The organism is Oceanobacillus sp. FSL K6-0251, from assembly GCF_038004725.1.
Lineage (GTDB): Bacteria > Bacillota > Bacilli > Bacillales > Amphibacillaceae > Oceanobacillus > Oceanobacillus oncorhynchi.
The window spans coordinates 3,890,465-3,914,271 of the sequence record NZ_JBBORS010000001.1; the positions used below are offsets into that span (position 1 = coordinate 3,890,465).

General features: G+C 38.5%; 15 protein-coding genes and 1 pseudogene. 5 read left to right on the forward strand and 11 right to left on the reverse strand.

Annotation, left to right across the window (positions count from 1 at the left end; translation table 11 throughout):
* Positions 1-42: 42 nt before the first annotated feature.
* Both MKY45_RS19270 and MKY45_RS19275 read right to left on the reverse strand, forming a co-directional pair.
* On the reverse strand, positions 43-1,326 hold the full coding sequence (locus tag MKY45_RS19270; RefSeq protein ID WP_193064867.1) for a helix-turn-helix transcriptional regulator: 1,284 nt from the start codon (positions 1,324-1,326) through the stop codon (positions 43-45).
* A gap of 507 nt (positions 1,327-1,833) precedes the next feature.
* Positions 1,834-4,824: a leucine-rich repeat domain-containing protein gene (locus MKY45_RS19275; RefSeq protein WP_341173245.1), complete on the reverse strand. Its 2,991-nt coding sequence runs from the start codon at positions 4,822-4,824 to the stop codon at positions 1,834-1,836.
* Positions 4,825-5,407: 583 nt separating this feature from the next.
* Here MKY45_RS19275 and MKY45_RS23320 point away from each other — a divergent pair.
* Positions 5,408-5,725: a LysR family transcriptional regulator substrate-binding protein gene (locus tag MKY45_RS23320; RefSeq protein WP_354005238.1), complete on the forward strand. Its 318-nt coding sequence runs from the start codon at positions 5,408-5,410 to the stop codon at positions 5,723-5,725.
* 278 nt (positions 5,726-6,003) lie between these two features.
* Here MKY45_RS23320 and MKY45_RS19280 read toward each other — a convergent pair whose 3' ends face one another.
* Together MKY45_RS19280 and MKY45_RS19285 are read right to left on the reverse strand one after the other, a co-directional pair.
* Entirely contained in the window at positions 6,004-8,544 is a 2,541-nt protein-coding gene (locus MKY45_RS19280) for a YheC/YheD family protein (protein ID WP_332094419.1), read from the reverse strand.
* Positions 8,545-8,677: 133 nt separating this feature from the next.
* The gene (locus tag MKY45_RS19285; protein ID WP_193064870.1) at positions 8,678-9,487 is read right to left on the reverse strand and encodes a flagellin N-terminal helical domain-containing protein; all 810 of its coding nucleotides are present in this window, start codon (positions 9,485-9,487) and stop codon (positions 8,678-8,680) included.
* Positions 9,488-9,913: 426 nt separating this feature from the next.
* Here MKY45_RS19285 and MKY45_RS19290 point away from each other — a divergent pair, with 426 nt between their 5' ends.
* A complete protein-coding gene (locus tag MKY45_RS19290; RefSeq protein WP_084612842.1) occupies positions 9,914-10,084 on the forward strand; it encodes an aspartyl-phosphate phosphatase Spo0E family protein in 171 nt (56 codons plus the stop codon).
* A 479-nt stretch (positions 10,085-10,563) separates the two neighbouring features.
* Here the strand turns inward: MKY45_RS19290 and MKY45_RS19295 are convergent, their stop codons facing one another.
* The 5 genes from MKY45_RS19295 to MKY45_RS19315 all read right to left on the reverse strand — a co-directional run bounded on the left by MKY45_RS19295 (position 10,564) and on the right by MKY45_RS19315 (position 19,823).
* Positions 10,564-12,537, reverse strand: a complete 1,974-nt coding sequence (locus tag MKY45_RS19295; RefSeq protein WP_341173246.1) for a methyl-accepting chemotaxis protein — start codon at positions 12,535-12,537, stop codon at positions 10,564-10,566.
* A 342-nt stretch (positions 12,538-12,879) separates the two neighbouring features.
* Complete coding sequence (locus MKY45_RS19300) at positions 12,880-13,353, reverse strand: DUF4365 domain-containing protein (protein WP_341173247.1); 474 nt, start codon at positions 13,351-13,353, stop codon at positions 12,880-12,882.
* Between the two features lie 97 nt (positions 13,354-13,450).
* Complete coding sequence (locus MKY45_RS19305) at positions 13,451-15,424, reverse strand: methyl-accepting chemotaxis protein (RefSeq protein ID WP_341173248.1); 1,974 nt, start codon at positions 15,422-15,424, stop codon at positions 13,451-13,453.
* A gap of 237 nt (positions 15,425-15,661) precedes the next feature.
* The gene (locus tag MKY45_RS19310) at positions 15,662-17,623 is read right to left on the reverse strand and encodes a methyl-accepting chemotaxis protein (RefSeq protein ID WP_042529885.1); all 1,962 of its coding nucleotides are present in this window, start codon (positions 17,621-17,623) and stop codon (positions 15,662-15,664) included.
* A gap of 229 nt (positions 17,624-17,852) precedes the next feature.
* Positions 17,853-19,823 carry a methyl-accepting chemotaxis protein gene (locus tag MKY45_RS19315; RefSeq protein ID WP_341173249.1) on the reverse strand — a complete coding sequence of 657 codons (1,971 nt, stop codon included), beginning with the start codon at positions 19,821-19,823 and terminating at the stop codon, positions 17,853-17,855.
* A 469-nt stretch (positions 19,824-20,292) separates the two neighbouring features.
* Between MKY45_RS19315 and MKY45_RS19320 the strand changes: the two genes are divergently transcribed.
* A complete protein-coding gene (locus MKY45_RS19320) occupies positions 20,293-20,544 on the forward strand; it encodes a GlsB/YeaQ/YmgE family stress response membrane protein (protein ID WP_042529881.1) in 252 nt (83 codons plus the stop codon).
* A gap of 98 nt (positions 20,545-20,642) precedes the next feature.
* Positions 20,643-21,011: a hypothetical protein gene (locus tag MKY45_RS19325; protein WP_256705047.1), complete on the forward strand. Its 369-nt coding sequence runs from the start codon at positions 20,643-20,645 to the stop codon at positions 21,009-21,011.
* Positions 21,012-21,072: 61 nt separating this feature from the next.
* On the opposite strand, the gene MKY45_RS19330 is transcribed toward MKY45_RS19325, so the two are convergent.
* Together MKY45_RS19330 and MKY45_RS19335 are read right to left on the reverse strand one after the other, a co-directional pair.
* Positions 21,073-21,813: a tyrosine-protein phosphatase gene (locus MKY45_RS19330; protein ID WP_193064875.1), complete on the reverse strand. Its 741-nt coding sequence runs from the start codon at positions 21,811-21,813 to the stop codon at positions 21,073-21,075.
* A gap of 28 nt (positions 21,814-21,841) precedes the next feature.
* Positions 21,842-22,249, reverse strand: a pseudogene (locus tag MKY45_RS19335) (secondary thiamine-phosphate synthase enzyme YjbQ).
* A gap of 197 nt (positions 22,250-22,446) precedes the next feature.
* Between MKY45_RS19335 and MKY45_RS19340 the strand changes: the two are divergent.
* Entirely contained in the window at positions 22,447-23,778 is a 1,332-nt protein-coding gene (locus MKY45_RS19340) for an alpha/beta hydrolase (RefSeq protein ID WP_341173250.1), read from the forward strand.
* Positions 23,779-23,807: the final 29 nt, after the last annotated feature.

A 23,807-nucleotide genomic window follows, 5' to 3' on the forward strand; every position in this document is an offset into this window, starting at 1 on the left:
TATGATTATTAACTACTTTTCATTACATTAAGATTTTCGCACTTATCGTAATCTCCATTCACGAGGAGTGAGCCCCGTATATGATTTGAACACACGACTAAAATAATTCGGATTACGAAATCCAACAGAGACTGCAATATTTTGAATGGACTCGTCCGTTGATCCAAGCAGTTCTTTTGCTTTTTGCAATCGGATATAAATCAGCATTTCACGAAATGATTGATGATACTTTTTGGTTAGGATGTGACTTAAATGGGATGGACTGCGACCAACATGTTCTGCTACTTCTGTCAACGAAAGAGTTGCATAATTATAATGATTTTCCATGTAGCTAATAGCTGACTCGACAACATCTGCCTTCGCATACATCTGTTGCTCTTTAACCGTTTGAAACAAATAATGAATAAATAGAATCAACTCTTGAACAATACGATATAGAACCGGACCATATAAGATAATCTCAAATACCTTCTTATAATAAACTTCACTATCTTGATTTGTTATCCCTTTGCGAAACATAAAACGACGTACCTGTGCCAATATACTCGTTAAACGTGTACGAAGCAGTCCTGGTTCAAGATAAGGAGATTGCATATCAAAAAATTCCTCATACAACCATGTCTTTAACTTATCTCCCTGTCCCTCATCTAGCATAAAAATCAAATTCCTTTGTTCTTCCATTGTTAGAAAAGGATCTATCTCCACCCAATCTTGTGCGTCTTCTGCAAGCAGCACTTGCTCGTAACCAATAAAAAATGTTGTTTCCATCATACGAATTAGTTTCATATAAATTTGAAAAAGTGAATCTTCACTCCCCGTATGTACAACTATCACAATAGAACCTGCTTCTACGTGTTTCCATTCTCTTAAAAATCTCTGTGCTTGTTTTAACGGTTCTGGGAAATCATGGCGGAATACAAGAATAATGCAATTATGAGTTGAGAATACTGATGGTTTATAATCAAAATCAAATTGATTAATAAAAGCCCGTAAATCATTCAGTGTTTCTCGATGTTCAGCCTCTAATAAGTAGACTGGGTAATGGAAGGGTACGTAATCATCTATAAATAAAGATTCATATCGAATAACCTGTTCAAATTCAATTTCTGTATTTTTCTTACGAATGGCTGTTAGGTTACCAACTGCTTGTTGTATGGCACGTTTCATACGTGAAGGCGATAGTGGCTTCACCCACAAATCAACTGCCTTTATAGACATCGCTTGCATAGCTCGTTCAAAAGTCGCCTCTGCAGTAATCGCTATCACCTGCCCTGAATACCTGTAAATAAAGGTTTTTACTACTTCCCACTTATTCTCTGGTATCATATCTAATTCAACACATAGAATATCAGGAAGTTCATTTTCGAGATTTGTTAGAACATCGGTTATTTGGTCAGTTAAGCTAATATTTGTTATTGGGAATGAATATTTAGATAGTAACCAACGAATGCCTTGAAGTTCTTCTTTATCACGATCGGCTAATAGTAGTTTGTAAATGTTAAAAACCTCCCCTCGTGATTCACATATTCTTATTGTATTATAAGTGTTTGTTATTGAATATAGTTTTACGATTCTATTAAACATGTGTAAAAAAATGAATTATAAACAAAAAATGGAAGTATTTCTATGGTATTAAAAAATTGTCTCCAACATAGAATTACTGTTAATCATTTCAGGTGGGCTTTTGAACATCATCTATAAATGTCATTATTGGAGAAATTTATATAATATTTAAGAATAATTTCGTCCACTCTTAAAATGATAAATTAGTGAAAAAAGCTACTCTCATTCCTGAAATTTTGCAAGGGAGAGAGAGTAGCTTCTTTCGTCTTACTATCCGTTATTTATTCTGTTTCTGTATGCATAAAAAATCAACATATAGCTACCAGCGAAAAGGAATATCGCTCCAGCCAAGAACCAATTATACGCATTGGTTGATGTATTTGGCAGCTTTTCCGCTGTCGTTTCCCCGCGTACATCACTTTGGCTTTCCTCAGCGGTGGAATTGTTTCCAGATTCTCCGCTGCCTCCTGTTGTTCCAACTGCATTTGGAGCGGCATTATTTGCTTCTCCATTGCCGCCTTCTGCTTCGGTGGGAGTTGGCGTAGCATCTTCTGGGTTTCCAGTTCCTTCTTCGTTTTCTACTGGAGTTGGAGTTTCATTTTCTGAATTTCCGGTTCCTTCTTCATTTTCTTCCGGATTTGGAGTTTCCTCTTCTGCACCTTCGTTTTCTCCATCGTCGCCTTCTGGAACTGGAGTATTATTTTCTTGTTCCTCATTTCCTCCTTCATTGTCTTCAGGGGCCGGCGTATCCCCATTTGTTTCTCCGTTTTCATCTCCGCTTCCTTCAGAGTTTGGTGTATTGCCTTTCCCTTCTGGATCGATGTAATCATCATCTGGGTCAGGTGTTTCTGTTTCGTCTTCTTCATCACCCTCTGTAGAGTAATAGCCGACTATAGCACCATTATCACGTAAATATTGGATTGTATCATCATCGTTGAAATTATTTCCATACAGAGAAATATACATATCCTTTAAGGATAACTCTTTTAGTGGAGTAATATCATTAATTGCATTATCATCCAAATGTAAAGTCTCTAAATTTTTTAGATCCGATAAAGGAGTGAGGTCTTCAATCGCATTATTATCTAAATCTAAATAAGATAGATTTCTCAAATTTTCCAACGGCGTTATGTCGCTGACATCGTTATCCCATAAAGTTAACTCTTCTAAATTTACTAAGTTGGATAAAGGCGTTAAATCGCTAATGCCGTTCGATATCAATTTTAACTCTCGTAAATTCTCTGCATACTGTAATCCTTCCAGAGAGGTTATGGATTCCGAATCGGTTCCATATGCGGTTAATTCCGTAAGCTTAGCCATGTCTTCCTCCGTAATCGGCCGACCTTCTACACCTAATTCTTCAGCAATTGCTGCTTCTAATACCCCATCTTCAAAATATACCTCTGGTGATTCCTCTTCCCAGTCGTAATTAATGGTAGCACCATTATCCCGTAAGTATTGAATGGTCTCTTCGTCATCGAAATAATTCCCGTATAAAGAAATATACATGTCCATCAAGGATAATTCCTGCAACGGGGTAATATCTTCAATTTCATTATAAGACAGATATAAAGTCTCTAAACTGGTTAGATTAGTTAAAGGTGCGAGGTCTTCTATATAATTCTCATCCAAGTCTAAATAAGATAAGTTTTCCAAGCTGATTAGAGGTGTCAGATCGCTAATAGCGTTATCCCAAAGAGTTAAGCTTTCTAAATTCTTCAAACCTGACAAAGGTGTTAAATCGCTAATATTGTTTCCCATCAAATCTAAAGTCATCAAATTTTCTGCATATTGTAATCCCTCTAAAGAAGTGATTGGACCAAAGTCAGAGTCATAATCATTAGCATATAAATCAGTTAGTTTTGCCATGTCTGACTCCGTAATCGCTCGACCTTCAATTCCTAACGTATTTGCAACTGCTTCTTCCAATACTTCGTCCTCAAAATAAACCTCAGGTGAATCGGTATCGTTATAATAACCTACTGAAGCACCATTATCCCGTAAATATTGGATCGCAGCTTCATCGTCGATATGATTCCCATACAAAGAGATATACATGTCTGCCAAGGTTAATTCTTGCAACGGGGTAATATCTTCAATCGCATTATTATCCAAATATAAAGTCATTAAGTTTTTGAGATTGGCCAAGGGCGTAAGATCTTCAATATTATTATCATCCAAATCTAAATAAGATAAATTTTCCAAGCCACTTATAGGTGTCAGGTCGCTAATATCATTATCCCATAAAGATAAATCAACTAAATTCGTCGCATATTGTAAACCTTCCAGAGAGGTAATTCGTTCAGAATCATAACCATTGGCATATAAATTGGGCAGTTTTGTCATATCCGCCTCAGTAATAGCCCGACCATCTATTCCCAATTCTTCCGCAATCGCTTTTTCCAACACCGCATCCTCAAAATAAACCTCCCGCGAATCAATACCAAACTCCCCGCTCTCCTCTTCGGCTCCTTCTTCATCTGATTCCGAGCCATTTACAACATCGTCACCATCATCTTGTGAATCCCCGCCATCATCCTGCGCCGGGTTACCATCCAAATTTAAATTCTCTAAGTTTGGCAAATCCGATAAGGACGAAATATCCTCTATAAACGTATAGGCCAGGTCTAGATCCCTTAACTTTTCCAAATTTGCTAAAGGAGCAACATCATTAATAGGATTTCCAAACAAATTCAAACTCTCTACATTCCCCAGATTGGATAAAGGCGCCAGGTCATTAACCGAGCTGTAAGCCAAATCTAAAGACTGTAAATTCCCCAAGTTAGATAGCGGAGAAATATCATTGAGATCATGCATCGGCAAATGTAATCTTTCCAAATTCTTCGCAGATTGCAGCCCTCCAAGAGAACGTATCGATGCAGCACCAACTGCTCCCTGCTTCTCCAATTCTACTAATTGCTCCATATCAGCTTCTGTAATCGGCTGCCCTGCTTCTTTCCCTAATTCTTCCGTAACCGGTTCCGCCAATACGTCATCTGTAATATAAACCTCCTGCGAATCTAACTCTTCCGCATCATCGGATTGATCTTCCTCTGTCCCCTCGTCATCCTCCGAATCCTTCAAAGAAAGAAGAGCTTGTGTCGGCATTTCAACCGCATCTAGTTCGTTTGAATCATTTTGCGTATCTACAAAACGTTCACTGTCTTTTTCCGCGCTTACTGTCTGTAACGGTATTGCCCATGTGAAAATTGTAAAAACAGCGGCGATAAAAAAGACACCCCATTTGTACTTTCTATGCATTTTTCGGTTCTCCTTCTTATGTATTTTAATAGATTTACAGCATACGCCGATTCGTATGGAGTAAGATATACTTCCCCTTCCTGTCTGGCAGGGAAATCCGGAACATCCACCTCTTTCCTTTAGTATAAAAAATATAGTCTGAATAAAACAATAAAACAGAACAAATAAACTAAGTCTATTATACCATGATTTGAAGACTATGGAATGGAAACATTTATAGGATGTATGTTTTTCCGGAGACTTTATATCCTATAACGTTTCCCATGTTTAAGACAGGAGTTATCTGGATCACCTAGAGACACTTGTTAAAATACGGAGCAAAAAAAAAGCCGCAAAATATAATTCTACGACAGTTTTCCTTTCAACCCTGCATGATAGAGTTGTTATTTCTAAATATGATAAAGAAGAAGAGGATACATATTTTAATCAAAAATGATACATTGGACTAGCTAAATAAATTAATCGTCGTAATGATAACCGGCACTACAAAAACATCAATTAAGAAGGCACCGCACCTACCAAAAGAATCACCCTCTTCAATCTAAAACTTCACTTACGATAGAAAAAACAGTACCTGCCCTTCATTTTATGCAAAGAGGGATATCAAACACGGATTGATATCATAAAGGCTTTTCAAGACGCAAGTATCCATCCTAATATTCAATTCGAAATTGAATGCTTTGAAACAGCTTATCACCTTGTGGAAAGCGGCCTTGGAATTACCATTGTTCCGGAAAACTATGTCAATGCATCCAACCATCCAAATGTGCATATCAAAAAGCTGGAAGGCCCGATGTTAAAAAGAAATGTATATCTTGTTAAAAATCGTTCGAGATATCTACCGCCTGTGATTCATAAGTCTATAGAGACTATTTGTGCGTTTCATGAGGGGGGATTTTAAATTCTGAATAGGCATAGTAAGAGTCAATGAAATCGGGTCCAATAATCTGCAAGAATCATTTCTTCCAGCCCATCAATAAATATAATTAATAATTAGCGAGAATTTACGTACATTTATTTTTTATTGGTTATAAGTTAATAATATACGAGAGTATACTTTTATAGTTTTTTGCCTTCACAAAAAAACTGTTGCACAATCAGTTCCCTGATTGTGCAACGGTTCTTACTTATCATACGTAATTGATTATCTACTTACACTTGCTTAAACCTTTAAATTACTTACTCAATATCTGTTGATATATCTGAATCTATAGCAATCATTCTTTTCTGCTTTTCAAACTCCGCTAAATAAACACTATAAGGTATCGCATGTTTAGCTACTTCAAATTCATAATAAATAATTCCTGGTTTATTAACGTTAACTTCAATCAAGTAAACAGTAGAATTTTTTTCTATTGCTAAATCCAATGCTAACTCACTTAATTCATTCTTATATAAATCTTCAAAACTAGCAGCAATGTTTAAAGATATTTTCTCTATTTTTTGCTTTAACTTTGAATCATTATCATTGAAATTTCTATTTAAAAATCCCTCTAATCCACCAATATAGCCCCCGTTTCCAGTACTTGAAATGGTAGCATAATTAATACCAATTCTAGGATAACTATTAGTAAAAGACCATTCACCGTTACCATCTTTCATCATATGGACTCTTATATCAAATGGATTTCCTTCTTTCGTTCTAGTTTCTATATATCTTTGAACAATAAACGTATCTTTTCTTATCATACTTCTTAAATAATCTGATAAAGAAAATTCACTATGATAAGTTTCTTTATCTCCATCCACTACAAAGTATTTATTCATTTCAATTTTTTGAATAAGATGCACTCCTTTAGCAAAGGAGCCTATTTCTGGTTTAACAATAACTGTCCCATATTTCTCAATAAAACGAAATATATCTCTTACTTTACCAACCTTTTGATACGGAATAATTACATCGTCAACTGATTTAGCTTTCGTTAACTTATCATAAACCTCCAGCTTACTGATTGAATTCCCATAAAATTCATTGGTAAAAGGAATTCCTTCTAATTCTTCATATATGGTATTATGCCCTTTTACTCCTCTTAATCTGAGACGGTCATAAATGACATCTGGATAATTTACTACTTTCGAAATCCATTCTTTATCTTCATAAAAATATCCTTTGATAAACATTTCATCATAATCTATATCCTTCGGCGAAAAGTAAAAGAAGTCAACATCTTCATATTTGGCTACATATGCACATGCAATAGCCAGCTCATTTTCTCCTTGTTCCGGTACAAGCATGCCAATACTTGTTTTTTTACTTAACTCGGCCCAAGGTAAATTGGTATTTCTAGCATTAAATTGTCCCTTACTAGTTAACCGCTGCGAGCTATTGGTTAAATAAATTCCATTTTCTGCAATATACTTTGCATACCCAATAGTATTCACTGCCCGTTCTTTCTCATGATAGGTAGATTGTGGTCCCATATTCACTTCATGCAGCCAGAAACGTCCTGTTTTATCAATGGTTATATCTAACCCTAGTTCATCAAGTACTAATCCATATATTTTATCTAAATGCTGTGTTAAATTAAATGATAGTTGCTTCAAATCTTTGTTATACTGTTTTCCTTTTTCTCCAAATTCATGTATTAAAAAAGCCTCTAAATCATCTGTTTTACCACCGCGGCTAATATTGCTTAAAATACTCTTTTTATTTCCAATACGCGGATATATCTTTGTGATTTGCCATTTCCCTTCTGCATTTTTTTGAACATGAGATCGAATATCAAATGGCTCTTCATTTTTAGTGCGAGCTTCGACATATTGTTGGACCATATAATGACGACCTTTACGCAAAGCAATTTCATATATCCAGTTTTTTAATTCCGCTTGATTAAATCTGCGCTCCTTTGTATCATCTTGAACAATATAATGATTTTTATATTTTTTAACAAAGTAAATTTCTAATCCTCTTCTCCCTACAATAGGTTTTAACACAGCTTTTCCATTCTCATTTACAAAGTCTATTACAATGGATTCATCTGTAACCATTTTGAAAGGCACCAATAAATCAGCAAACGTCAAATACTGCAGCATTTTCTTAGGTAGATGTAATTTATTCTCCACACCAAAACTTGTAAATGGTAATTTTCTTCTCAATTTTCTTTCTGTTAGTGATTGTCTTATCCTTGGAGTAATTCCAACATTATGAATAACATCAGGAAAAGAATGGGAAACTTTTTCCCACGAATTATTTATGTACATATCTCCTTTTATTTCTTCTGTCTCAAAGTTAACATCTTCCGAAGAAAAAAATAACAATTTGGCATCTTGTTTTTCCGCTTCTACTACAAGTGCGTTAATTCTAGATTCTGGATAGCTTTTTCTTGGATTGTTCGGGTCAAGATAAACACCAATTGTTATTTTCTGATTAGAATGATCGCCATTACTTTCTTGAAAAGCCTTTTTTAATTTTCTTAATTGCGGCTGTAAAGAGAAGCGGGTTATTTCGGATACTTTTGAAAAATTGTTTTTCTCCATTTCTCGTGCAATGAATAATAATGGCTTATTGATTTTCTCTGTTTCTATATCGTCTACCTTTATTTCAGCTCTATTAAGTAAATTTTCAATTGCGGTTGCTCCTTCTACAATAGAATTGAATATAAATATACTTTGATGGAGTTCTTTTTCTTTGATTAATTTAGAAAAATGCTCGGTTGCTTCCAATAATGTATCAATAATATTTTTTAGTTGAAATATTTGTTTTTCTTCTAATTTTTCCATACGAAAACTCCTTTACTATTTACACAGCATGCAAGTTAGTTCTATATATAATATCGGATGAAAAGTCTACTTTATAAAGTTCATCATAAAATAAAAAAAGACCCCAGTTGGGATCTTTTTTTATAATCTTTTCTTATTGAAGTAATTGAAGTACACCTTGAGGTACTTGGTTTGCTTGCGCAAGCATCGATTGAGCTGCCTGAGAAAGAATGTTGTTCTTCGTGAATTCCATCATTTCTTTTGCCATATCAACGTCACGAATTCGAGATTCTGCTGCTGTTAAGTTTTCAGCAGATGTACCTAAATTATTGATTGTGTGTTCAAGACGATTTTGCACAGCACCTAATGCCGAACGTTGTCCAGAAACAGTTTCAATTGCACTTTGAATAGTTGTAATTGCAGCATCTGCGCCTTCTTGTGTACTAAGATCAATATCACTTATTCCTAATGCCTCTGCATCCATAGCATCGATTGCTACTTGAATGCTTTGTCCTTCATTCGCACCGATATGGAAGGTTACTTCTAACTCTCCGCCTAAAAGATTTTGCGTATTAAACTCAGTTTGACCAGCAATTCTGTCCACTTCATCCAATAATGCTGTCACTTCTTTTTGAATTTCAGCACGGTCTTCATCTGTATTTGTATCGTTGGAAGATTTTACAGCTAGTTCACGCACGCGTTGTAAAATGTCATGTGTTTCATTTAAAGCACCCTCAGCAGTCTGAATCAAAGAGATCCCATCTTGTGCGTTTACAGATGCCTGTTCCAACCCACGAATCTGACCACGCATTTTCTCAGAAATTGCCAACCCAGCAGCGTCATCCCCTGCACGGTTGATTTGAAGACCAGAAGAAAGTTTTTCTAAAGATCCTTGTACACCGTTTTGGTTTACCCCTAATTGACGGTGTGCGTTAATTGCGGAAATATTGTGATTGATAATCATAATTCCTTACCTCCATGTAATTGTAATTTTTTGAGCCACATCCTTGTGAACTCATTTATATTAACCATTCAGGTCAATATCAAAATAAATAATAATCGTTAAGGCCCTAACGAATCATCCTTTGATGACCTATTTCTTATATCGGCAAAGGGGACAAATTGTTTAAGCTTTTTTTATAATTTTTTTAAATTCTTTTTTTATTCATTCCTCTGCTTCTTTTGCCGCAAAAATCTTCTGCCTTTTTATAAAATACAGGATATTTTTAATATAAACTTACTATTTATACTACCTTCCCATTAATTAGAACAGTTGATTTATTTTATTTTTCTTACGTTTCCTGTTAGAATTCTGCTTAAAGCCTTATCATATCTTTTTATGCCATATCCAAATTAACTTCTATTTGGTAATTGGAGAGGGCGTGAGAGTATGTCGGAAATTGATGAATTGAACAAGCAGATTGAAACGAAAAGAAAAGAAATGTATGCAGTTTATGAGAAGAATCCAAACGACCCGAATTTATTAAAAATATCACAATCGCTGGATAAATTACTGAACCAATTAGATCAGATTTTAAAACAAAGTAGCAAATCGACTTAACAACTAACGCAGGATTGCTTTCATTAGGACAAGCACTACTCGTCCTATCAACATCGGTGCACTTATATGATTGTTTAAAAATTTTAGTCAGGCTAGAAAATACTTCTGGGAACTACAGTTACTCACCCTCACAAAACAATCGCTAAAATAATTAACTTTCCTATAAGTAAAAATATACCCATTCAACGAAGACGCTGATAGCTCATAGCGATACTGGCTGATAATTGTTCACTGCTGTATTTCTTGTAAAAGCAAAACAAATTGCCATGTTCTACTAAGACAACATATGAATGGATAGTATGTATAGAAAGAATAAGGCTGTACTCCATTTTTTTGGTGTGGACAAACGATAGGGTTTGTCTACACCAAAAATGAATATGAATTCAGCTTGACAGCTAAAAATATGGATGTGCAAGTATCATGCAAAAAAAAAGAAGGGTTCCCTTATATAAGAAATCCTTCTTTTTCTATCAACTTTCTTAATATTTATATTCTGCAATTTTCCCTGTTAAATCCTCTGCCATCGTTGACAGTGATTTAGCGGATGCAGAGATTTCTTCCATCGATGCGAGCTGCTCCTCAGTAGATGCAGCGACTTCCTCTGAAGAGGACGCATTATTTCTGGCAATGGAAGCGAGGTCATTGGCAGTGGCTGTTACCTGTTGAACTGCTGCAGACATTTGCTCGGAGATGACCATGACCTCTTCCATTTGCGGTTTAATATCTCCGCTGGAACGCAGGATTTCTCCAAATTTATCAATGGCGTCATAGGATACGTCTAAACCATCATTAACATTAGCTGTCACCTGAGACATTTTTTCCACAGCCTTTTGGACATCGTTCTGTATACCATGGACGATGGAGCTGATTTCTCCTGCAGATGTTTTGGATTCCTCTGCTAGTTTACGGACCTCATCCGCTACCACAGCAAATCCTTTCCCATGCTCACCAGCACGCGCTGCTTCAATCGCTGCATTAAGCGCCAGTAAATTCGTCTGCTCCGAAATATCGGTGATGGCATTTAAAATCGTACTTACTTCCTTCGAGCGTTCCAATAAGGATGCGATATTCAGGTTCGTATCATCAACAGACGATTGGATCGATGTCATTTGATTTAAGGTGTCGCTGACTGCTTTTCCTCCAACTTCTGCCTGTGTACTCATTTGTGTCACCATATCCGAAACCTTTGTGGAGCTGTCAACGATTCTGCCAACGCCGGTAGATACTTCTTCTAACGAATTCGCACTCTCTTCTGTACCGTGCAGCTGTGTTTCCGAGCTGGAGGAGACCTCCTGGATGGCTAGGGATACCTGTTCAGACGAGCTTGTCATTTGATCGGCATTCGCATTTAACTCCTCTGCCGATGCGGCAACCTGCTGGGCATTATATTCGACATCACGAACCAGCGTTTTCAAGCCCTCCTGCATTTCGTTAAAAGCTTGTCCCAGCTCGCCGATTTCATCCGTTGTGTTTATTTCAATCGAATGTGTCAGGTCACCGGTACTGATGACTTTTGCATTTTCCTTCAGTCTCTGAATTGGACGGGTGATGGAACGGATCAAGAATAGAATAATGATTGTTCCCAGCACTAAGGTAATGACAATAATTGTTATCATCGTCGTTAAGGTTGATGCTGCCTCTCCTTTGATTTCATCGTAATCAATGGTTCCTGCCAGCTTCCATCCAGTTAAATCATTTGTCTGGTACACCATGATTTTTGATGTATTATCATGGCTATATTCATAGCTTCCTGACGCATCTTCAAACATCGTTCCTAATACGTCGCCTTCCACTTCTTCCCCTGTTTCAAAGGTTGGATGGTATACGTATTTTTGCTGTGGATCAATAATGACAGCATAGCCATTCTCTCCAATTGAGACCTCTGAAGCCAGCTGCTGGATAGAATCGATATAGAGACTTACTCCCATCACACCGGAACCGTCATCCAATGTTTTGGTGATGCTGATTACTGTTCCTGTTTCGCTGGCACTTTCAAATGGATCTGAAATCTGTACCTCGCCAGGGTTATTCACCGCATTGATAAACCAATCACGTTCGGTTGCATCGAATCCCTCCGGCAGTTCTGTATCCGGCTGTCTATAAAATAAATCGCCGTCATTGGAAGCCATATATACCTCAGAGACTTCCTCATTCATCTCCTTATATTGTCCTAATACCTGTTCTAAGGTCTCTTCATCATCCTCTATCTGCCCGCTGTTAAATTGCGCAGCAAATGTATTCAAATCACTTATCCTTAATTCCAAGGCGTTGTCCACGGTCTGGTTCAGTAGATCAGCGGTATCTTTCACCTGCTCCGTTTGCTGATGTTCTAATGAATCGATGGAGCTGAAATAGGTCATTATTCCAATTGCTACTCCTGGAATCAATAACATGAAAAAGAAGGATACTACTAATTTAAATCGAATTCCTTTTGGTTTGGTTAATTTCTTCACAACTGACTCTCCCTCGCTGTTATATTTCATTCTGGTGATGTATATATCATTTTTTTATGCAATAATGTATCGAACCAGTTGTTTATACAATCAGGTCAAACATTCTCTGAGATGCTTACGACGAAAGCCGCCAGCATTCCCAATTATTGAAACAAAATAAGCATGCAGTATCTATTGACTCATTCCTCACTCCTTTTTCTGCAAATACACCGTATAATTCCCTAAGATTTCATACCTATTATTTATCGGCTATTTTTTCATGAATTAAATATTTTTTAACTATTTTATAACTTTTATTCTATTTCATACCATTTATATTGTGAGCAAATACCCGCTTTTTTTTTATTCTTTCTTTTTGAGAAAATCTTGAATGGAATCTTCAAATCTGTAACCTTCAAGTTGGAAGTAATTTTTTCGAGAGATGTTAATTCCGTACTCTGGAGCACTTTTTTGACCTTCTTTGTCATAATTTTTATCAACGAATATCTTGTCAGGTGCTTCCCATACCGCACTTGGTATAAGAAATACATCTGGCATTTCCCCGGATTGAAATAATAATAGAGTCAGATATAGATTTTTATTCGTAATGTCAAATTTACTTTTTTGCATAAATACGTACCCTGTCCCTCTAAGTGATTTAACTTGTATCTCACAGAAACGTCCATGATTGTCTCTTACAACAAAATCTATCCCCCTGTCATCCACTTCTGTTGTATAAACCTCTAATCCATATGAAGCGAACTCCATTTTTGCAAAATATTCAGCATACCTTCCTAATTGTAATCTATTCAATTTGGTCCAATCCGTATTTGGCATTGCTACCCCTCCATCATTTTTTTAATAACATCTCAGTAAAGAGTAATTAAAAAGCGAAAAAATCACTTCCCATTTTTGGGAAATGATTTTTCTACCCTTAATATTTATAAACCTTTATCTTCTCCGTCAAATCCTCTGCCATAGAAGATAAGGACTTCGCAGCCGCCGTAATTTCCTGCATCGATGCTAATTGTTCCTCCGTAGAAGCTGCTACTTCTTCTGAGGATGCTGCATTATTTCTGGCAATGGATGCTAAACCATCTGCCGTTGAGGTCACTTGTTCCACAAGAGCAGACATTTCTTCTGAAGTAGCTGTCACTTCTTCCATCTGTGGTTTAATCGTTTCGCCTGTCCGTATGATTTCGCCAAATTTATCAATCGCGTCATAGGACACATCAAGTCCATCATTTACAGAGGTCGTGACCTGTTTCATTTTCTCCACCGCATTTTGAACATCCCTTTCGATGCCTTGGACGATAACACTGATTTCACTAGCAGATGTTTTCGATTGTTCGGCAAGCTTACGTACTTCATCTGCGACCACAGCAAATCCTTTTCCATGCTCTCCGGCACGTGCTGCTTCAATCGCTGCATTTAATGCGAGCAGATTGGTCTGCTCCGAAATATCGGTAATCGCTTTGAGAATCGTACTCACTTCCTTCGAGCGTTCTAACAGAGAATGAATATCCTTATTTGTATCTTCTACCGATGATTGGATGGATGTCATTTGATTCAATGTGTTGCTTACAGCCTGTCCGCCTACATTCGCCTGCTCATTCATCCGATCTACATAGTCAGAAACGCTGGTCGTACTTTCTACGATTCTCCCTACTCCTGTTGACACTTCTTCTAACGAACGAAGACTGTCTTCTGTTCCATCTAACTGATTTTCTGCGCTTGATGATACTTCCTGAACAGCGAGCGATACCTGTTCGGACGAGCTTGTTAATTGATCAGCATTTGCAGTCAGCTGCTGCGCTGACGCTGCGACCTGCTGTGCATTCATTTCCACATCGCTGATTAGTTCTCTTAAACTATGCTGCATGTCATTAAATGCATTGCCAAGCTGCCCGATTTCATCGTTTTTGGCCACTTTGATCTCTTCCGTCAAATCTCCGGTGCTAATCACCTGTGCCCTTCTTTTCAAACCATTAATCGGACGGAGGATGGATTGAATCGTGACTGCATTTATCCCTGCACCAATGAGAAAGGCAACAATCATCACGATGATAAGTGTTTTTATAATGGAAGCTGCATTATTTTTAACCTCGCTGTAATCAATACTTCCCGCAAGTGTCCAGCCTGTATGGTCATTCGAATCGTACACTAAAATTTTATCTTCATTATCCTGCTCATATTCAAGAACACCTGACTCCTGTTCCAATATGGAAGAGGTAAACGCTTCTTCCAGCTGTGTCCCTACTTCATTGTCAGGATGGAAAATAACCGTTCCTTCTCTATCTAATAAAATCGGGTAACCGTTTTCACCAATTTCAACAGTGGATGCCATATTCTGGACAAAATCGATTGTTAAGTCAATACCCGCAACACCGGAACCATCCGCTAATGTTTTGGAAAGCGTAACAACCATTCCTCCATCGACCGCTGTAGTTTGATACGGATCAGAGATAATCAGTTCCCCCGGGTTCTCCATTGCATGTATGTACCAGGATTGATCACGCGGATCAAAATCTTCCGGGACCTCTGTTTCCGCATCAATCAAAAAGGTGCCTTCCTCTGAACCAAAGAAAACTTCTTCTACTTCTTCATGAAAATGTAAATATTGATGCATAATAAGGGTCAATTCATCGTCTGCCTCTTCTATCTGATCTCCTCTAGTATTTTCGGCAAATACATCAATATCCCGGCCCTTCAGATCGAACGTCTCATCAATGTTCTGTCCCATCAGGGTGATGATTTCATTTACCTGCTCCTCCTGCTGTGCTTGCATGGAATTGACAGAGCTGTTGTACGTTAAAAAGCCAATGAGAACAATCGGTATAATTAAGATAGATGAAAAGGATATCACTAATTTTCGCTTCACTCCATTTGTTTCTTTTTTCTGCTTCATTCTTTCCAGCCTCCTTTTTTTACTAAATTCTTCTAATTATTTATCGGCTGTATTTATGTTAAATGAATCATTTTTCCTTGTTTCCCTACTTCGATTCTAGAGTAAAGTTAATTGAATAAAACAAAATACCTACTATTCTTTATCCATCTAATGCATTACAGCAAATAAAAAACCGGACCTTATTCCAGCGCTTTGGAATAGAAAGGTCCAGTTCTTCATGATGAAAATTAGTCTTTATCAGTATTTATATTGATTGATTTTCTCTGTTAAATCCTCTGCCATCGTAGATAATGATTTGGCAGATGCAGAGATTTCTTCCATGGAGGCAAGCTGTTCTTCTGTAGAAGCTGCTACCTCCTGAGAAGATGCCGCATTATTTCTGGCAATTGAAGCCAGGTCATTCGCTGTGGAAGAAACTTCTTGTACCGCAGCTGCCATTTGCTCAGAGATGGCCATAACTTCCTCCATTTGCGGCTTAATATCCGTACTGGATTGGACAATTCCTTTAAATTTGTCCATCGCATCATCGGACACTTCCAGACCTTTATCTACATTGGCGGTTACTTGGGACATTTTTTCAACAGCATCCTTTACATCCTGCTGAATCCCTTGAACGATCGTACTAATTTCTCCAGCGGAGGTTTTCGATTGTTCAGCCAGCTTCCGTACTTCATCTGCAACAACAGCAAATCCTTTTCCATGCTCTCCGGCGCGGGCTGCTTCAATCGCTGCATTTAACGCGAGCAGGTTGGTCTGTTCAGAAATATCCGTAATGGCCTTCAGGATCGTGCTTACCTCATTTGAACGGGCCATTAACGAGGTAATATTGACATTTGTATTATCTACGGAAGATTGGATCGATGTCATTTGATTCAACGTATCCGTAACCGCTTTGCCGCCGATTTCTGCCTGATCGCTCATCTGGTTTACCAATTCTGCTACGTGAGAGGAACTGTCAACGATTCTGCTGACCCCTGTCGAGACTTCTTCTAATGAATTCGCACTGTCTTCTGTCCCATTCAATTGTGTTTCCGAGCTGGAGGATACTTCCTGAATAGCCAGAGACACTTGTTCAGATGAGTTTGTCATCTGGTCGGCATTCGCATTTAATTCTTCTGCAGATGCAGCAACCTGCTGAGCGTTGAATTCAACATCACGAATTAATTCTTTTAAGCTGCCCTGCATTTCATTAAAAGCGATGCTAAGCTCACCAATTTCATCCTTTGTTTTCACTTCAATTGATTGCGTCAAATCACCTGTGCTGATAATTTGCGCTTTTTCTTTCAATTCTTTGATTGGCTTCACGATGGAACGTACAATCACTGCTGTCACAGCCAGCCCAATCACAATAGCACCGGCTAATACAATCAATAATGTGTTAAAAACAGAAGCTGCCTCTGACTGAATTTCACTATAGTCAATCGTTCCGGCGATTTTCCATCCTGTTAATTCATTAGTTCCATAAACCATAATTTTATCGGTGTCTTGATAATTATATTCAAATTCGCCAGTATTTGATTCATAAAGATGATCATAGAAAGATTCATCTGTTTCATTGCCAATATCTACTGTCGGATGATAAATGAAATGCTGCGTTTCGTCTAATAGCATCGCATAGCCATTTTCACCAATTTGAATTCCTGACGCTACTTCCTGAATAAAATCAATCGATAAATCGATACCGACAACGCCTGAACCATCCTCTAATGCTTTCGAAACGGTAACGACCATGTCACCATCTGCTCCCGCTGAAATATAAGGCTCTGAAATAATAATTTCTCCCGTGCTCTCCATTGCTTCTATGTACCACGTACGTTCACGCGGATCATATTCTCCCTCTATCACATCCGTTGACGCTTCCATAAATGCTCCGTCCTCAGAACCAGCATAAACGGATACTACCTCATCATGCAGGTTAAAATATTGATCAAAAGATGCAGCTATCTCCTCGGATTCGTTATCTACCGATTCACCTTGAATCTGTCCCGCTAATACTTCTGCATCTCTGCTCTTTAAAGTAAATGTATTATCAATAGTTTGATTCATAATCGTGATAATTTCTTCTACTTGGTTCTCTTGCTGCGTCTGTAATGTATTCAAAGAGCTGTTATACGTCATAAACCCAATGACAACGCCCGGAATCAATAACATACAAACAAATGATACAATTAACTTAAATCGAATTCCTGTATTCTTCATGGTTGTCCTCCCCTACTGCTAAAAATGCTTCTATACTTATCTATCGGCAAGAAAATGATAATTTGAATACTTTTTTCGTTAATTAGTCCTGTAAATATTTTTACAATTATGTTTAATTACCTAAAAAATGACATAAAAAAAGTGCAGCAATTTCTCACTACTGCACTTTTTTATTAAGGTAAAAATTAATTCAGTTTAAGGGTTTCTTCTTAAGATAGTGTTAAAACCTTTAATATTTATACTTTGACACTTTCTCCGATAAATCCTCTGCCATGGAAGAAAGTGATTTCGCAGATGCCGAGATTTCCTCCATGGAGGCAAGCTGTTCTTCAGAAGATGCGGCTACTTCCTCAGAGGATGCGGCATTATTGCGGGCGATGGAAGCCAGATTATTCACGGTTTCCATTAACTGCCCAACTGCGGCAGACATTTGTTCTGAGATGGCAGTTACTTCTTCCATCTGCGGTTTAATGCTTTCGCTGGAGCGGAGAATTTCACCGAATTTATCGATGGCATCATAGGATACATCCAGTCCGCTGTTGACATTGGAGGTAACCTGCCCCATTTTATCTACTGCATTCTCAACGTCTGTCTGGATTCCTACAATGATTTCCCTGATTTGCGTAGCGGAAAGCTTCGACTGTTCAGCCAGCTTTCGCACCTCATCTGCCACAACTGCAAAGCCTTTCCCATGCTCTCCTGCCCGGGCTGCTTCGATTGCTGCATTTAATGCGAGCAAATTCGTCTGTTCTGAAATATCGGTAATGGCATTTAAAATCGTGCTAACCTGCTTCGACCGTTCTAATAAGGATGAAATATTTTCATTGGTATTTTCGACAGATGATTGAATCGAGGTCATCTGATTTAATGTGTTGCTCACAGCCTGTCCGCCGACCTCTGCCTGTTCATTCATTTTTTGCACGAATTCCGTTACTTGGGCAGAGCTTTCAACGACTCTGTGCACGCCTGTAGACACTTCTTCCAGCGAATTCACTCCATCTTCCGTACCGCTTAACTGATGCTCTGCACTGGAGGATACCTCCTGAATAGCCAGGGAAACCTGCTCCGATGAGCTTGTCATCTGATCAGCATTTGCATTTAATTCCTGTGCAGAGGCGGCTACCTGCTGCGCATTATATTCCACCTCGCCAACCAGCTCCCGCAGGCTCTCTCCCATTTTATTAAAAGCAGTGCCCAGCTCGCCAATCTCATCATTTGTTTTGACTTCCACAGACTGCGTTAAGTCTCCCGTACTGATGACTTCTGCTTTTTCTTTTAAATCCTTGATTGGGCGGATAATCGAACGAATCAGAAATAAAATAATGACTGTTCCGATGACTATCGTCAGAGCCTGTACAATGGTAACCGGTGTAGAGATAGACCTGGCTGCAGCTTCTACTTCACTTTGGTCAATGGTTCCTCCCAATTTCCAACCCGTTAAACTGTTCGTATCATATACCATAATTTTAGACATATTGTTGTAATCATAGTCAAACGTCCCAGAATCATTTCCATACATATTCTGATAGAAAGCTTCTTCTGCGTCTTCTCCAGCTTCTGTTTCCGGATGATAAATAAAGTTTTGATTCGTATCCAGCAGGATAGCGTATCCATTTTCTCCTATGCTCATTTCTGATACAAGCTGCTGAATAAAGTCCATGGATACATCAATACCGATGGCTCCCGAACCATCTTCCAGTGCTTTCGAAATACTGACCGCTATCTGCCCGTCCCCGCTTGCTGTCAGGTATGGATCAGAAATAATGACTTCTTCCGGATTTGCCATGGCTTCCAGATACCAGTCACGCTCTCTTGGATCGTAGCCTTCCTCCATCTCTAAGTCCGGCTGCATATGGTAATCGCCGTCTGTCGTTCCAAGATAAAATTCCGGAGCCTCTTCATGAATCTCTATGTACTCAGACATTCTTCGATCTAATTCGTCAGTATCTTCTATGACGTCGGCTGTAATTACGCTTGATAAGATTTCCATATCCCTCTGCTTCAGATCAAATGTATTATTGATTGTCTGATTTATCACCGCAGTTAATTCCTGCACCTGATCCCGCTTCTGCTGCTCTACAGTATTTGTTGAAGTAAAAAATGACATCGTACTTACGATTATTCCCGGGACGAGTAGTATTAAGAAAAAAGATAAGACTAACTTAAACCGGATTCCTTTGGCTTTAAATAATTTCTTCATTTTTTCATCTCTCCTAATTGTCTATAATTATTTATCGGAAGAAAACTGAAAAAATGTATCTAAATACAATAAATATTATAAAATATTTTTACTAATTCCATTAAAAAGAAATAAAAGGAACATAAAGTAAATTTATCATTCTTTTAGAATCAAATCATAAAATAAAAATAACCCTTTAACATTAAATCAAAAAAACTAAATACTTCTTATAAGATAAAAGTTCCATGTATGAAAGATTGATTTTAATAAAATATCCATGATTTTCACAGGGGGAACACACCTTATTACCTATTAACCTTTTCATTTATAAAAGTACTTTCAACCTAAAAATTATAGCTGTATTTCATTTTCATTTTCCATACTAGGAATTCTGAAGCATTTTTTCTATTTTTTGTTAAAAAAAGAAGGATTTCTCGTTTTAAAGTTTATATAGTTGGGGATAAATAAAATATAGAAAGGAATGATTTTTATGCTAAGCTTTATTTGGAGTCTAATTGTTGGTGGAATTATCGGCTGGGTAGCCGGATTAATAGTAAGTAAGGATTTGCCGGGCGGAATCATCGGAAATATTCTTGCCGGTTTCATTGGAGCCTGGCTCGGTACTGCGATTCTTGGAGAACTAGGTCCGGAAATAGGCGGGTTCTCTATCGTACCTGCTTTAATTGGTGCGATTATCCTTATTCTTATTGTCAGTTTCATCATGCGACTATTCCGCCGTTAAGGACCGGATTCTAAAAGACGATACAGAGGAATGGGTGAACATAATTGAAGCAGCTGCATAAGTTAGGTATATAGCTTATGTAGAAAAGAGGAATGTATATGCACTCTGACCCAAATCATGGGTATTCTCATGCAGATGAATATCAGGTGATGGATTATCAGCATCCGGATCAGTTTGATATAACTGCTTCACCATATAATGCATACCCGGGACAGCCATTTAATCAGCATGCGCCAGAACAGCGTGCGTTCTTTTTCCCGTTCATCGGCGGATTAGCCGGCGGTTTATTGGGCAGCGCTTTTAGTCCTGGCGGAGGCCCGGGATATTATGGTCCTCCCGGGCCCCCAGGACCTCCAGGACCGCCTGGGCCAATGGGATATTATGGTCCGCCGGGTCCGCCTGGCCCTCCTGGACCGCCCGGACCACCTGGTTATTATAACGGCTACCCCTATCCACTGTACTATTAGAAAACAGAAAAAAAGAGAGAAGAACGGCATAAATTTCAACCGTTCTTCTCCTTTTTTTATTCTATCCTTCCTCTATAAAATCATCTCGCAAAGCAGTGATTTCTTCCTCTCTCAAACCAATCACTTTCAGAAAATCAGCCGCACTGCCATATTCTTTATACAAATAGTCCAAAAACGCTTCCATGTAAGCAGGTTCACAGCTCAACATCGCTTTAAATTGATTCCGTGACATCAACGGCGGACGATGATGAAGCTCTTCATCCGTTATCTTCTTATACTCGCCCGTCAGCGCATAATCCTTCACGATAATATCTCTTGGCACGCCTGCTAAATCTAATAAAATAGCGGCCAGGACACCTGTACGATCCTTTCCGACCCGGCAATGGAACAGAACCGGATTTCCTTTATTCTCAAGAAAAATATCCATGATTTGTTTAAATTTCGGCTTGCTGGTCTCCAACATCAAGATGTACATTTCCACAAGACTTTTCGGCATTTTAGTCGTAAATGTAGCCGGGTCCAGCAAGGGGATATTATAAAAATCATAACGTGCTTTATCCTCTTTTCGATATTTCCCTTCCATGCTCATGCGTAAATCAATAACGGTATGAATGCCTCTTTCCTTTTGCAGAAAAGCATGCCCCTCAGGGCTCACCTGATGCAGAGAATCTGCCCGATAATACTTTCCCCATTTTGTTTGCTTGCCATCCTTCGTTGGATAGCCTCCCAAATCACGAATATTTTGTGTTCCATCTAATGCAATATGTCTTTCCGGATTAAACAATAAAGTTTCTGTTGTCACGCTTCTGCCTCCCCTTTAGTCACAAACCTTACCCTTCTATTATCTTCACATACACCGTCCGTGTTCTCGGCCCGTCAAATTCACAGAAATAGACACTCTGCCATGTTCCCAGAATCAGATGACCGTTGGAAATAATCAATGTTTCGCTGGCACCGACAACCGATGATTTCATATGTCCGTCCGAATTGCCTTCCATATGGACATAGGCTTCTTTATTTGGAAAGGTTTCGTTCAAGCCAAGCGATAAGTCACGCCGTACATCCGGATCAGCATTTTCATTAATTGTAATTCCGCCGGTCGTATGCGGACAATATACCAGCATGATTCCTTCCTGCACACCGCTCTAATCTAAAATTTCCTCCAGCTGGCTATCCAAGAAAACAAATTCCTGCTTCTTCTTTGTTTTTATTTGAAATTCGATTGCATTCGTAGTCATGTCCTCCACCTCTTCCCATAAAAATCATTCTATCATGCGTTCTTTCAAGTATAACCCTATCTTAACGAAATATGGACAAACCAACAAATAATTAGGTAGTTTTGAAACATAACCCCTTCGTAAATCGTACAATAGGGTATAGGCTTTGTATGCTCTTCCATTCATTTGAGATAAACACATAATTTATGAAAAGGGTGATGATGTTGCGCAAAACATACATAATTCTGGCTGGTTCAGCCTTTTTTCTCCTCTCTGCCTGTTCGAGTCAGGAAAGCACAGCAGAAGAGAACGCAGAAGAAGTGCTTCAGCAGTTGCAGGAGGAGGAATATCAGCAAATTACCGACCAATATTTCTCCGCAGCACTGCAGGATGCATACCCTGCAGATGAATTACGGCTGTCCTGGGAAGCTAATCGCGGAAGTACATTTGAAGAAATTAACAATCTGGAAGCAACCGCAGATGATGACGAGACAGCTGTTTCCGGTGAAGTCATTTTTGATGATGCACGAATGGAGGTAACCATGGATTGGAATGAAGAAGAAAAACTGGAGAGCTTACAAATAGCGCGCCCAATGGAGGATTTAGCCCTCCCTGATGCTGCAGTGGAAGAGGATATCACAATAGAAGCGGAAGACGGCTACCCCCTAAATGGAAAATTGACCCTGCCCGATGAGGAAGGCGGACCATATCCAGCTGTGGTGCTTGTACATGGATCTGGTCCAAATGATATGGATGAAACTATTTTTAGCTACAAACCCTTTCAGGATATTGCTTATGGATTAGCAGAAGAAGGAATTGCGGTGTTACGTTATGATAAGCGTACGTATACACATGGAGAAAAAATGGTGGAAGAGCTGGGAGCGGCACTGACCGTTAAGGAAGAATCGGTGGATGATGCTGTGGAAGCAGCCCGCATGCTGCAAGCGGACGACCGAATTCAGACGGATCAAGTATACATCAATGGACATTCTCTCGGGGGAATGCTGGCGCCGCGCATTGACGACAAGGCAGATACAGCTGGCATGATTCTTTTAGCAGGCTCTCCCCGGTCATTATGGGAAATCCTGTACAATCAGCAATTAGATTTAGCTTCTGATAATCTGAGTGAAGAAGCACGAGAACAGCTGCAGGAACAAGCAGATGCATTTAAAGAGCTTGCCGAAAGCTTTCAAGATATGTCTCCAGAAGAAGCCATGGAATATGACATTGGCGGAATGAGCGGATATTATCTTCAAGAAATGGATCAATACGATGTCGGCCAAATTGCTCTTGATTCCAATAAACCACTGCTTATTCTTCAGGGCGAAGCAGATTTTCAGGTCACCATGGAGAATGACTTCGCTGCATGGGAAGATATTTTTGCAGATGAATCGCAGGCAACATTAAAAACCTATCCGGACCTTAACCATAACTTTATTCTATCCCAAGGGGAAAATAAAGGCACGATAGCTGAATACAATATTCCCGATCATGTGGATGAACAGGTTATCAAGGATATCAGCGATTGGATTCATGAACAGGCGGAATAATACAGCAATAATTCCTGAACTCCACTAAT